We start from the raw sequence: 13,742 nt of genomic DNA, 5'->3' as shown, positions 1-13,742 counted from the left end.
CCGAAATTTTTTCGGCATCCCACAAGCAAGGTTTCAACCGTGGAAGAGGGATCCTGAAAAAATTTCAGGATGACTAACTCGATGCTTCTTTTATCAACATAAAATTGGTTTTTGTCATGCAGAAATTTTTTCGGTATCTCATCATAAATGTTTCAACCGTGGAAGAGGGATCCTGAAAAAATTTCAGGATGACTAACTCCATACTTCTTTTATCGGTATAAAATCATGAACCTTAATTTCCCGTTTTTTAACTTTAACCGCCGGGTTTCCCTGGTAAACAAAGTACGCTTCCAAGTTTTTGCTGGCGATGCTGCCGGCAGTTAGAACGGCATGTTCTTCGGCACAAACATTTGGGCAAACGATAGCTTTTGCGCCGATCCAAACGCCGTTTTCCAGCACAATTTCACCGGTAATCAAATCAAAGTTTTGTTTAGAAAAATCATGGTTTCCGGTTTGCAGCATCACGCCTTGCGACAAACAAACATTTGCACCAATCTTAACCGGAACCAAATTATCAATCCAAACGCCTTCGCCAATCCAACTGTAATCGCCCACAACTAAAAACCACGGATATTTGATGTTGAGCCGATGCCGCAGCACCAAACCTTGGCCCAACTTCGCCCCAAATAACCGCAACAAAAAAACTTTAAATGATGAAGACGGAAAAAGAGAAGTTTTGAAAATCAGCGCACTCACGTAAAACCACAAAGTCCTTTTTAACCAACCCGCGCCGGGATGATAATGATGATTATTATAAGCCGCTAAATTGGTTTTTCCTTGCATCACGATGCTTCTTTTACCGTACTTTTTTCGATAAACCAATAAAGCGTAACCATAATCAACATATAAATCAGCAGGTTAAAAACAGTATGATGGTTGATGGCACCGCTTTTCCAATACAAAGCCAGCAGCATAAAACGCAGGATATTAAGCAGTTGAAAGCCGATAACACAACCCAAAAGCAGCGTTAATTTTGATTTTAATTTAGCCGGAAAACTAATTGCAAAAGCGGTTAAAAAGCTCATCACGCCCAATCCCAAGCAATCATAAGCCAAGTTGATTTTGTTGTGGCCGATAGCCATCAGTTCAAAATTATTGGTTTTGGTGGAATAGCCCAACCAGCTTAAACCTGTAGAACTGGATTGTAGCAAGAAATTGCGCAAAGCCTGGATGTAGTTAAAATGCTGCGCCAAATATTGGTTGTAGTTTCCGCCGGGCGCCATCAAGCCGTTGTAAAACAAGTTGAAACCGTAGAAAAAGACAAACAATAAAACCAAGCGGAACGCAAATTCTAAGGCTGGTTTTTTTGTTGAAACAGGTTTATCAAACTCAATCTTTTGCTGCTGCAACAGCTCATCCATTTTTACATCAACCATCAGCCTGAACCAAAACCCTTGCAAAAAATGAAAAATAATTCCCGTTTTTCCATCTAAAAAACCAAGCTGAAAAATGATGCGGTAAAAGAAGTATAAGCCAGGCCGCCAGTAACGCGGCAATTTCCACCACAAGTTTTTGAGCCAGGCGGTGCGTTCGTCCGGCGTGCCGGTGAGTTTGGGTTTTAAAGTTTGCTGCCGAAGTTTTTGCAAGCGTTCCACTTCTTCCTGCGCCAACAGATCGCTGTAACGGTTGTGTTTCTCGATCCAAAAACTGATTTGGTTTTCTTTCAGATTTTCTTCACGTAAATGTCCGTTTTTCCAGATTTTGGTTTTGTCGGGAACGATAAAACGGTGGTCCATGTTCTCGTTCAGATCAGAAAAACCAACACCATAACGAAACATTTTGAGCAAATAAAACGGATAATAACCGCCGTGTTTAATCCAGCTTCCTTTAAAATAATTTTTTCGGTTAAAGTAAATGCCGTTAACATCCGCGTGTTCCTGTTCATCAAAATTTTTAAGCCGTAAAAGAAGCTCGGGCGAAACTTCCTGATCGGCATCCAGACAAATAACCCAAGGCGTTTTTACAGGAAAGCTCTTTAGCGCAAAGTCCCATTGTTTGGGATGGTTTTCAAAGGGATGGAATGCTGTTTTTACCTGGTATTTTTTGCAGATCTGCAAAGTAGCGTCAGTACTTCCCGAATCCAAAACAAAAATTGGTGCGTTTAAAATTTGGATGGATTGCAGTAAACGCGGCAAGTGCATTTCCTCGTTAAAAGTTAAAATGATAAAGGAAAAAGGCATCATCGCGGATAACTTTTCTCCAACACTTCCCGGTACAAACCGATGTACTGTTTTACCAATTGCCCGTCGGCAAAATCTTCCCGCACTTTTTTGGGTGCATTTAATCGGATTTGGTCTAAACGATGGCGATGGTTATTGATCTTAAACAAAGCTTCCCTCAATTTTTCGGGTTGGTTGTCAAACGTCCAGCCCAAATTATTTGCTTGGATATAATCAGCCAAACCAACCTGATTGCTGATTAAAACCGCTGTGCCAACACTTAAAGATTCAATCACCACGTTGCCAAAATTTTCGTTATGCGAAGGAAGCACCAGCAAATCGTGCGCTTGTAAAACGTCAAATTTAACGTCGTGGTGTTGGAAACCGATCCATTTTACAAAAGGCTGCATGCTTCTTTTAGCCACTATTTTTTCGAGCGAACGGATGTATGCTGCTTCTCCATTTCCGGCAATGGTTAACTGGTACGGAAAGTTAACGCTATCCAACGCTTCCAGCAAAACCTCTAATCTTTTTATAGCTTCAATTCTTGACAAAAAAAGCAGTTTTAAAACGGGTGATTGATGGTTAAACGTTTGTTTTGAAATGGCGGGAAGCCGAATGAAATTCGGAACAACCTGCACTAATTTTGGGCTAAACAATTGCAGCAGATCAGATTTTTCCTGTTCGCTTGTGGCATGAAAAAAGCATTTCGACAACAGTTTTTTACCAGCTAAAAGATGTATCCATTTTTTAAAAACCGGGTGGTTGTTGTTGAAAGAATAACTGCTCAGCGTGCCGCGCGGTGACAGGATTACGGGCACTTTTTTAAGCTGCGCGATCAAACAGGCCAACATCGAAACCAAATTCCACCAGGCATGGATGTGGATGATTATAGGTTCTTTGCTTTGATTAATCGTTTTAAAAAGATGTTTTAGCAACGCCGGCGAAAAATGGGAATGGTCTTTTGTGAGCCGTTTAAAAAAATGTACAGGTACTTCATCCATCCAGGTAATTTGGCCGGCTGGAAAAGAAAGCTCGGTTTTGCCGTTGGCCAGCGTAGTAAAAACTTCTATCTGTATGCTGTTCTTCCAAAGTTCTTCACTTAATTTAGAAACCGACATGGTTGGGCCACCATAAACAACAGCCGGTTTATAAGAAGCACTAATTTGGATAATTTTCAATCCGCAATTTTTAAAATTCGTGTTCCATACAATAATTTGGCAATCAACAGCATACTAATGTAGCTCCAAAATACAGAATTAAACAGGAATTCAAAACTTAAACCGCGCCACATAATCTGAAACAAGCCGGAATAAATTAAAGCTGTACCCAAAACATAACCGCCGAATAAACTTTCGGCTTTTAATGCAATAAATTGGTTAACAGCACCGTATAGCAGCAAGATAAAGAAAATCCCAAACTCGCCTTCAAACAGATAAGCATCAGCAATTAAAGCAGGTTTTGCCGAAACGTTCATGCCTTTGGCTGCAATCCCTGCGTTAAAAGCGCGTTCCATCACCAAATCTTCCGTATTGGGTTTGCCGGGCCAAAAGGCACGCGGAATTAGCGACTGAAATGATTGTCCGATCATTTTCATCCCGTAAAAACCCGTGTATTTAGGTGTGCTTTGGATGTACTTAACAAACATATCAATTTCGCTTAGCCTGAAAACCAGGAAACTCCAGTTGCTGTCTTTTGCCTCCAGTGAATTACTTAGAGCCGCGTCTAAGGCTACTTTGGAAGCATCTTCGGCAGAAAGATTGCCCGACCAGGCATTTTGCCTAAACACCTGATTGTATGTTGGCAATACGGCAAAAACCAGAAAAAGCAAAGGCACAAAAACCAGGATTACAATACGTTTATAAAACGGAAAAAGAAAAATAGCCAGCACCAAAAAGCTGAGAATAATCGGTTCTTTATAACCTGATAAAACAGATTTATAGAAATTGAAGCCGAACAACACGCCTGAAATGATGATATTCGGTGTTTTACGGATTGGGATGGCAAATGCCAATGCAAGTGCGCCTGCAATAAAACTTAACGTAGAAAACTGAGCCGAAAACTGGTTTAAACCCGGAATTGCCGTAAATAAAATAGCAACAGGTACGGTAATAATGGCTACATAAAGCAGAAAATCGGCAAGGCTTATGTTTTGTAACTGATACTTTTTTTGCACCGGATAATTCATAAAAAGCAAGGTTCCGGTTATGAAAGCAGCATGGCCGAGACAATAATAACGCTGACATTCGGCAATCATCATCAACTTTTTTGGATCAGGTTTGAAAAGGCGGTTCATCTGATGAAAGTTCTCATAACCCAACGCATCCAGGTAATAAAACAAGGTGGTGCAGCACATGTAACCTGCAAAAATTAGTTGTGTTAAAAACAGTGGCCGCATCAACTGTTCGCTTAAAGAACGGTCTTTTGGGATTGGTTTTACCCATCCGGAAATCGTAATTAAAAAAATAAAAAACGACCCCAGCCAGGCAATTAAATAGGATGTTTGGGGCAATGCATCGAACAGCCAGGAAAACCCACAGGGTAAATACAGCACAAAAAAACGTTCCGGCCGGATTTGGTTAAACATAATTCAGTAATTTTTCTTGCATGGTTTTAACAGCAACGTTAAAATTCCAGTCTTTAATAATTTGTGCCGAAGCTGCTCCGTATGCTTTTAATAAAGCCTGGTTACATAACTGGCCAAGTTTTTCGGTTAAATCCAACATGTTTCCGGCTTGAAATACAGCCCCGTTTTTTCTTTCAAAAACCAAATCTACTGCGCAGCCAACTTTATCCGAAACCAAGACTGCTTTACCGCAAGCCATCGCTTCATTTATAGCCAAACCCCAGGTTTCACTGTTGGAAGGCATACAAAACAGATCACAGCTTTGGTAAATTAAAGGCATCGCCAACTGGTTCTGGAAATCCAAAAAATGAATGCGGGATGCTGTTTTTAGCACTGTTTTTTTTGCTTTGAGTTCTTTTTCGAGCGGACCGTTTCCAACAAAAAGCAGATGTGTGTTTTGTTGATCCAATTTTTCAAAAGCTTTCAAAAGCAGCATTGCGTTTTTTACTGGTTCAAACTTGCCGGCAAAAAGTAGCAGGATTTTATTTTTTTTGATTCCAAGTTTTGTTCGGATTGCTTCGGCTTCTGCCAAAAAACCCTTAGAAAAACGGTCATTATCAATGGCATGTGGCGCAAAAGTAAGCTGATTTTCCTTCAACCCAAGTTTTTTGAAATAAGCTTTATTATTTGTTCCAACGAAAAAAGCATGATTTACATGTTGATAAACCCAATTTAGAAAAATATTTTTGATACTGTTTTTAACACCCTTTTTTTGGTTTAGCAAGGTAGAATCTCCACGGAAAAAAACAGAAATTTTTCCTTTAAAATAATGCAGTACTTTTAAATGGCTGTAATAAGACCAGCCGTAAACCAGAATTGCATCAGCTTTCCATGCTTCAATTTCGCTGGTTAAATCCGGATTTTTAATTCCCCAAAAGTTGCGCGAACCTGGTTTTTTTGCTGTGTTTTTTAAGAATTGATATTCATAACCTTGCAACAAAGGAATATCCCAGTTGATAATTTTGCCAAATCCCGGATCGTGCTGTATTTGTGCGGTTTCGCCTAAAGTATAAAAAACCTTGATTTTCAATTTTTTTTGTTTGTGCAGCAGTTGAAAAACGGGCGCGAAATATTGAATTGGGTGTGTAGTGATAATGGCTAAACGCATATCAAATTTTTTTGCCCATCACTTTAAATTTTTCAGCGGTTTTTACGCGTTTTTCAACAAAATCTATGTCTCGGCAATAAAGCGTGTTGGCATTTCCATATGATTTCAAAAGCGTTAAATTTCGTTTAAAAGGATCGTACTGATAAGGTTTAAACGTATTAAAAGTAAGCAATTGATGGATATCGGCATCGTTATGCCCATAACGTTCTCCGCTTCCGTTCAATTCGATTACAATAGCTTTAAGTGTTGGTTGTTGCAGTGTTTCGCGCATGCCTTTTAATACCTCTGTTTCAAAACCTTCCACATCTACTTTAATCAGTGCCGGTTTAGCATTTATTGTGATGTCATCTATTTTGATAACTTCTACTGTTTCTACGTTATTGTCAGATATTTCGTTCTGGTTAATTACATGATTGGTGGTATCTTCATTATTAGAAAAACTTAACTTACCAATTGCTGCACCTGCTGCTGCGTTAATTAAAGTTACTTTGTTTTGAAGCTGGTTTAGGTTAATGTTTTTACGGGCGAGATCAGCCGTATTTGCAGATGCTTCAATAGCGATGGTTTTAGCTTTACAAACGCCCGATGCCAGCAAGGTGTACGAACCTACATTTGCACCGATGTCGAAAAAAAAATCTTCCGCTCTTAAAAAATGCAGTAAAAAAGCCATGTCGTTAAACTCGTGCAAACCGGTGTAAATATTGCCTGTAATGCCGGCCAAACCTTTACGGGCGTAAAAACGGGTGCCTGCCACAAAATGTTTTATCATCAATTTTGACGGTTGGATGTTGCATTGGATTTGCCAATACAAAAACCGAAACAATGCTTTTAACGGATAGCGTTTGCCCAAAGGATGGTTGAGTATGAAACCGAATGTTCTTTTAATTTTTCCCATTGATAACTTGGTCAAACAGCAAACATTGGTTTAAGGTCATTTGCTGTGCACTATATTTTTTTAATGTGGCCGGGTTGTACTGTTCTTGTTTGGTATTTGGCAAACGTTTAAAAAATTGAATGATATCCGCATAATTTACTTCTTCGAAGTTGTAAACATGTTGCACACCAAATTCTTTCGTTGTATTTATGGCCGGACTTAATGGGTGAAGAATTGCAAGTAAAGGCTTTTTAGTGAGGATATAAGGGTAAATTTTTGAAGCCGTGTATTGCGGATCGTTTGAACCGGGAATAAACAAAGCATCGGCAGCAAGCAACGTATTAATGGTGCTGTAAAAACCAATCCGGTCTGTAATTTCTGTAACCTGATTTTCTAATCCAAACTCTTGTGCCAGCGGAAAAATAGTTGGTTTGGCCAAATTTTTTGGTGCATAACTGGTGCCGATAAAGTAAAAATGAAGTTTTTTGTAAAACGCTGCATTTTTTACCAATGCTTCTTTTAAGGCACTAAAAATTATTTCGATAGCTGTTTGCATATCATTTCCGCCACGGCCAACATAAACAATATTTATTTTTTTTAAGTCGAATTGAACAGCAGGCGGACAAATAGTTTGGTATTGTTTAGCTATTTCAAAATCTTTTTCAAAAGCACCAAACGGAATTACCGCAGCCGGTTTCGTTTTTAATTGTGGGTAACGTTGATGCAAAGTGTTTATGTAATCCGGAGAAACACTAATCAAACCATCGCATTTTTTCATGGCCATCGGCTCCAGATATTTATGCAAACGATACGAAAACCAATACTTTCGCGGTTGTGCTGCTTTCGGTTTATTTTGGTAATAGTTTGAATGCCAGGCATCCTGCATATCAATTACGTAAGGAACATTATAGCGTTTTTTCCAATAAGCGCCTAAAATGCAAAGCGGAAATTCTGTGGTAGAAAAGTAAATCAAGTCATAATTTTTTGCCTGTAAAAGAAGCATTGCTTTTTTTCGATAAAACCACATCGAACGTAAGGCCAAACTGCCTAAACCAAATTTGGAAGTTATTTTTTTAGAAAAAGCTTTAACTTGATGGATGATTGTATTCGCAGGAATACTTTGCAGCAACAAATCATCTTTCAGCATTTCAGCATATTTTTCATCTACACAAACCACTTCCGCTTCCCAGCCAAAATCTTTAAAAAACGATAAGCTCATCCTAACACGCTGATTATCAGCTGCGTTGGAAGGAGGAAAAAAAGGTGAAATGATGAGGACCCGTTTCAACTGGCAAGTGTTTCTTTTACAACTTTTAAAAATTTCTGGCTTTCGGTTTCCCAGTTCAAGTTAGATCGTGCCGCTTGGTAAGCTGTATGTTTTGTTTGCAATAATAATTCTGGCTGATCGATCAATTGCTTTAAAATTACTGCCATTTGCTGCGCATTTCCCTTTTCATAACAAAAACCCACATTCGGGTTTTCTGTAATAAATTGCTTTTGCGCTTCTGTATCACTTGCTAAAACAGCTAAACCAGCTTGTAAATACGTGAAAATTTTGTTGGTTAAACAAATATTACGGTTTAACGGATAGTTTGGTTCCAGTGCTAAACCAACATCAAACTGTGCTGCAAAAATTGGTAATTGATCAGGGTTTATCGGTTGATGAAATACAATTTTGATTTTTTTTTGAAGCTGTGGCTCTACTACAAGTTCGTTCAAACTGCATGTTGTTTTTTCATTTAGAAAACCTAATATATGCAATTCTATAAATTCATTTTTTAAAAAATTTAAAGCTGAAAAAACATCCTGTAAGCCACGGTTTAAACCAATTGTTTGCGAAAACCAGAAGAGTTTTAAAGGTTCATTTGGTTTTGTAACAGACAGCGATACTTCTTTTACCACCGAAAAAGCGTTAAGCACAGTGGTTATTTTTTTTGCAGGAAATAACTTTTGGTAAAGTTGGGCAATTGGAAAACTGCTGGCAGTTAAATAATCAACTTGAGAAAAGTATTCTTCTTCTATATAAGTTTTAAGCTTGACATCAATATCTTTAGGATCATTAGAAACTTCGTTCCGATGGAAATCTTCCGCATCAAAACCACATTTTGTATTGTTTTTTTTTGCAGCAAGAACGGCAACAGGTAAAGCAGCCAAATTGTGGGCGATATAAAGATCAGCCGAATGTTTTAAGGCTTCTTTTAACAACGAAAAAGTACAACGGCCAATTGCAACTTCTGCTAAACCATAGTTGAAACCAAAATGCTTGGTTAACACTATGGCTGCTTTATGTTTTATTCTGGTTATCCAATAAAGACCTTTACTTTTTGTTGGAGAACCGTCAACGCGTACAGCTTTCCACGGTTTTGCAGTTAATAATTGCAGATCCACTTTGGTTCCCCAATCGTTTAAGTATTGGTAAATTACCGTTACCTGATAATCTGCTGATGTTAACACATCGGCTTCTTTTACCAGCCGCGGATTTAATGCAGGCTGGCCGGAAGTAATTAAAACAATTTTTTTTTTAACCAATGTAGAAAGCTGCTGTTAACTTAAATGCTGTTTTTACCACTGATTCTTTGATATAAGTCCAGATACTGCGCAGCAATTATGGTATCAGAAAATTGGTTTTCTATGAGTTTCCTGATAGCACTTCTGTTTAACAGATGTACTTGCTGAACAGCTTCAATCAATTCGGCAACCGTTTCGCCGTAAAACCCGGTTTTGCCATATGTAATAACTTCGGGAACTGCGCCCCGCTTAAAACCAATTACTGGCGTGCCACAAGCCATAGCTTCGATCATCACAATTCCAAAAGGCTCATTCCATTGTACTGGCATCAACAAAGCCAGGGAGTTTTGTAGTAAATTATTCTTCTGCTCATCATTAACTGCACCAATGTAAGTAATCTGCGTATTTAAAAACGGCTGGATTTGCTGATCGAAATAATACTGATGTTCTGCTGGAATATTACCGGCAATTATTAATTTTTTTTGTGTTTTTAAGGCAATTTCTATAGCGATGTGTGTGCCTTTTACAGGTTCTATCCGGCCTAAAAACACAAGCGGCGCATCTGTTTTTACTGTTGTTTCAGCCTGATAAATTTCGGTAGAAACACCATTGTAAACGGTAAAAGCAGGCGCAAAAGGTTTGATCTGGTTAGTAATGTAATTGCTGCAACCGCTAAAGTATAACGAGTTTTTTTTAGCCAATAACAATGCTTTTTTTACCTGACTAATTGTTGGTTCGCGCTGATAACTCATCAATTTTGGAATTTTAAGAGGAAGAACAGGTGTTAAATAAGCCAGTCGGCCAAAACTATGCACGATATCAAAATTACCTCTTAAAATGTTTTTGCTAATGGTGAAGCAGTTTGCGATAAAACTTTTTGCTGAATGATCTTTACCGGGATAAGGGATCAGTTTGCAGTTAGCCGTAGAATCCGGATGGGCAAACAATGTAACATCATGCCCTTGCTGCGTGTAATTAGTAATCAACCCGTTAATTATACGTTCAATGCCACCATATAATTGGGGCGGAACAGGCAATTCCGGATCTGCAGTTAACGCTATTTTCATTAAATAAATGCCTGTATTAAATCCATTGTTTATTTGCATGGAACGGCGAAGCTTCTTTTACAAATAAAAAATCGGATTGGTATAAAGCTTTATCAAAAGGCCTCTGCATTAAAGAACAAATATCATATAACACAAAACCTTTTTTCTGCATAAAAGCCATCACTTCGGCAACTAAGGGGCAGCTTTTATAAATGTCAATTAAAGAAACTTCCAGCAAAATAAATTCTGCGTATTGCAAGGTTTTTTTGGCACCTTTTAAAATTTCCAATTCGTAGCCTTGTGTGTCAATTTTAATAAAATCAGGTTGTGCAAAAGGCGTATTTACGGTTAAATAATCCAGTGTGGTTAATGTTCTGATTTCAGTTTTGGCTCCGGTTTCATTATTTTCTTTTAACACAGAACTTGCTGTTTCGTAAATATTAAACTCTACTTCTTGTTCTGTTGAACCTAAAAGCGCGATCCGAAAATCCAATTGTTTATTTACGGCAGATTTTTGCTGTAAAATATTTTTTTTACTTTCTTGCCCTTCCAGCATCAGTATTTTTGCTTTCGGAAAAATAGTTGAAAAAGATGTTGCCCAATTGCCTTCATAAGCACCAATATCCAACACTAATTTAGGTTGATAACCTAACTTTTTTAGACTTTTAAAACTGTATTCCTGATCCGGGACACCCAGCTCTTCTTTCAGTTTATTTTTAAACGATGGTGGAACAAAACGTTTTAACAAACTAAGCATGAAAATAAATTTGGTTTACGATATCTAACATTCTTTGGGCACTTTTTTTTAGAGTGAGGTTTTCAAGAATATAGCTACGCGGTGAAAATCCACCTTTTAATACTTTTGCATAAAAAGCATCAAAAACATGGTAAAATGAAGCAAGGTCTGTAAATTTTTCGCCACACCTATCATCAAAAAACGGAATAGAAGTAGCAGGAACAGGTTCGTTTTCGCCGTAAGAGAACCTGTTTGGATCAAGCCATAAACCCTGGTCCCAGGCTAAAACCGGTACATTCATGGATAAAGCTTCACAGCAAGCAAAACCCTGGCTTTCGTGCTCACATAAAAACAGCATTGCATGGCTTTGCTCTAATAACTGGTGGTATTGTTTTTCTTTATAGTTGCCATAGGTAATTTCCTGGTAAGACAAACCGGCTTCTTCCAGCTTTTTTAGGATTGGCAACTTCAACCTTTCATTCGTCTGAGGTTTATCCCACATAATTTTATTGTAAATCAGGAAATCATATTTCTTGGTTTTTCTTGTTGGCTTCCAATAGTCGGTATCAATCCCGGCAGGCCACAGCCCACAATTATTTTGTCTGAAATAGGGCGTGTATACATTTTTGGTCCATTCAGAATGTTGCAGATAAACAGCAACCGGATACTCAGCAAATAAGTTTGGCCATTGGGAAGGATGCGTCATCAGCCCGATGCCGGCAACAATAGGATTGGGTTGCTGGTAGCCTTGCAAAGCGTAATGACTGTTGCCCAAAACGATAACAGGTTCATTAGCTTTTATTTTTTTGAAATTTTGGTTGATGGTATAATTAATTTTTAGCTGATCAAAGCCTTTACATAAATTAACAAATACTTTTTCTATGCCACCAGTTTTCCGGCCGCGGATCAATCTTCGTAAAATCGGGATGATGTATTGATCACCAGCAATCCAACGTTTTTGTAGCCGTGGTGTGCGGTAATATAAATTGATATAATTCAAAATTTGACTTGTGGAATCACAATTTTAAGTGGTCGATTAACTTTTTGAGACTTTCTGATATGGTATGCGCTTTTAAAGCCCTTGCTTGTCCGTTTATTTTCAGTTGTTTTCTTCTTTCGGGATCAGCCATTAGCAAATTAGCTTTATAAATAAATTCATCCTCATTTTTATATGTTTCTATATCGGTTCCTAAATCATACAGCAAGTCTAATCCTGGTGCCCATTCTGTTAAGTAACATGCTCCCAGCATTGGTGCTTCTATATCGCGTAACCTGGAGTAAGTATTTGGGTTTGACAAAGGATAATGGCAGGAGGGATACCTGTTTACACCAATTGTAATCATACTACGAGCCGTAAGTTGCTCATAATTAAAAGAAGTTTGAATTGGCTGTATCATACCTTGCAAAGTAGCACTTAACTCGTTACTTATTTTTCTTCTGTTAAGCTTGCGTGCATAAGCTTGAATGCCATTATCTTTTAGAAACTGATATTGAAAATGTACCTTTTTTTGCCATGTATAAGAATTATCTTTATGTTGGATGTTGTTTTCTTCCATCCAACCGTTACCGTAAATTTTTAAGGGCAAACTTTGTCTTTTACGGATGATATTTTCAAATAAAAGTTGTCGTTGTATATCTTTTGATCCTAAAAAAGTAAGCTGCGTAAAACTTTCTTTTTGTACTGATCTTAATGTAGGATCAACCCACATAGGCATTGGAAGGTAGATGTATTGATATTTAGCTTTTGCATATAGTGATAAAGCCTCAAATTCTGGAACCCAGTTTAAATCGAAACAAGCAAATTCATCCGGCACTTTTTTTAACAAACGTATGTTATCACAAAAAAAATTAATACAAGGAATGCCAGCTTTTTGTATTTCGGCTATTGCGTGTACGTCAATTTGCTCAGGATATAAATAGCTTAAAAACAAATCAACCGGATTTTTTTTGAGCCAGGCAACCGTTTTTCCCCAGGTTTCCTGCTTCCAATTGTTATGTAAAGTTTTGCTTTTTGGTACGATGCCTAATGCCCAATCTACATCCGAGTTTTCTGCCCATTGATGCCCGGCTTCCTCAATTCCATTTTTAATATAACATTGCCAAAAGTTGTAGGCAGGAATGGCATAATTAACAGGAGATTGAAGGAATGACAGGAAGATTTTCAAAAGTTTTGTTTGAAGTACTAAACTTTGATTTGTTTAGTTATATGTATTATATATACTTCTTTTATGCCAACAAATTTATATTAAATAGATACAAAAGAACAGGAAGGTTACCTATTTTTAGGTGATAAAAGAAGCATTGAAAAGATTAAGTAGCGTTTAAATTTCGATCAAAATATTTTTTAACAGCCGGTTGAAAAACCCTGTCCAGTACAAAAGCTAAACTAAAGGTAACCACAATCCACAAAACATATTTTACTGTAATTTCTATTGTTGGATTACTAATAAAAATTTTTCGCTTAATTAACAACGCTACAGGAACGTGAAGCAGATAAAGTGAATAGGAAATTTTACCTATTGCTGTAAGTTTATGCAATATTAGTGCAGAAAGTTTTCTCTCTCCATAAAACAAAAGTGAGCAAAGCCAAAATACAAGGCACATTATCCATCTTTCATTTTCAAATATCCGATGATGTAAAGTAAGATATATAAAAACAACTGATGGAATTGTATAGCAAAAGAT

The 13,742-nt window shown here is 37.6% G+C and carries 13 protein-coding genes; all 13 read right to left on the bottom strand.

What is annotated here, in order from left to right:
* Positions 1-192: 192 nt before the first annotated feature.
* On the bottom strand, positions 193-783 hold the full coding sequence (locus V5804_RS11440; protein WP_369591521.1) for a WcaF family extracellular polysaccharide biosynthesis acetyltransferase: 591 nt from the start codon (positions 781-783) through the stop codon (positions 193-195).
* Positions 783-2,183: an exosortase Y gene (gene xrtY / locus V5804_RS11435; protein ID WP_369591520.1), complete on the bottom strand. Its 1,401-nt coding sequence runs from the start codon at positions 2,181-2,183 to the stop codon at positions 783-785. The genes V5804_RS11440 and xrtY overlap by 1 nt, the downstream gene beginning before the upstream one ends.
* Positions 2,180-3,340, bottom strand: a complete 1,161-nt coding sequence (locus tag V5804_RS11430) for an XrtY-associated glycosyltransferase XYAG1 (protein WP_369591519.1) — start codon at positions 3,338-3,340, stop codon at positions 2,180-2,182. Before V5804_RS11430 ends, xrtY begins: the two co-directional genes overlap by 4 nt.
* Positions 3,337-4,746 (bottom strand): exosortase Y-associated Wzy-like protein, encoded by a 1,410-nt coding sequence (locus V5804_RS11425; RefSeq protein WP_369591518.1) that lies wholly within the window; start codon positions 4,744-4,746, stop codon positions 3,337-3,339. The genes V5804_RS11430 and V5804_RS11425 overlap by 4 nt, the downstream gene beginning before the upstream one ends.
* Positions 4,739-5,893 (bottom strand): glycosyltransferase family 4 protein, encoded by a 1,155-nt coding sequence (locus V5804_RS11420; RefSeq protein ID WP_369591517.1) that lies wholly within the window; start codon positions 5,891-5,893, stop codon positions 4,739-4,741. The genes V5804_RS11425 and V5804_RS11420 overlap by 8 nt, the downstream gene beginning before the upstream one ends.
* A gap of 1 nt (position 5,894) precedes the next feature.
* Entirely contained in the window at positions 5,895-6,788 is an 894-nt protein-coding gene (locus V5804_RS11415) for an FkbM family methyltransferase (RefSeq protein ID WP_369591516.1), read from the bottom strand.
* Complete coding sequence (locus V5804_RS11410) at positions 6,775-7,986, bottom strand: glycosyltransferase (protein ID WP_369591515.1); 1,212 nt, start codon at positions 7,984-7,986, stop codon at positions 6,775-6,777. Before V5804_RS11410 ends, V5804_RS11415 begins: the two co-directional genes overlap by 14 nt.
* A 65-nt stretch (positions 7,987-8,051) precedes the next feature.
* Positions 8,052-9,155, bottom strand: a complete 1,104-nt coding sequence (locus V5804_RS11405; protein ID WP_369591514.1) for a glycosyltransferase — start codon at positions 9,153-9,155, stop codon at positions 8,052-8,054.
* Positions 9,156-9,316: 161 nt separating this feature from the next.
* Positions 9,317-10,342 (bottom strand): glycosyltransferase, encoded by a 1,026-nt coding sequence (locus tag V5804_RS11400; protein WP_369591513.1) that lies wholly within the window; start codon positions 10,340-10,342, stop codon positions 9,317-9,319.
* Positions 10,343-10,358: 16 nt separating this feature from the next.
* Entirely contained in the window at positions 10,359-11,078 is a 720-nt protein-coding gene (locus V5804_RS11395) for an FkbM family methyltransferase (RefSeq protein ID WP_369591512.1), read from the bottom strand.
* Entirely contained in the window at positions 11,071-12,057 is a 987-nt protein-coding gene (locus tag V5804_RS11390; protein WP_369591511.1) for a glycosyltransferase family 1 protein, read from the bottom strand. Before V5804_RS11390 ends, V5804_RS11395 begins: the two co-directional genes overlap by 8 nt.
* A 16-nt stretch (positions 12,058-12,073) precedes the next feature.
* Complete coding sequence (locus tag V5804_RS11385; protein ID WP_369591510.1) at positions 12,074-13,222, bottom strand: glycosyltransferase; 1,149 nt, start codon at positions 13,220-13,222, stop codon at positions 12,074-12,076.
* Between the two features lie 145 nt (positions 13,223-13,367).
* Positions 13,368-13,742: hypothetical protein (locus V5804_RS11380; protein ID WP_369591509.1), on the bottom strand; the 375-nt coding region annotated here is incomplete at its 5' end.

This window comes from Mucilaginibacter sp., assembly GCF_041088075.1.
Classification (GTDB): Bacteria; Bacteroidota; Bacteroidia; order Sphingobacteriales; family Sphingobacteriaceae; genus Mucilaginibacter_A.
This window is presented reverse-complemented; position numbering and strand designations above follow the sequence as displayed.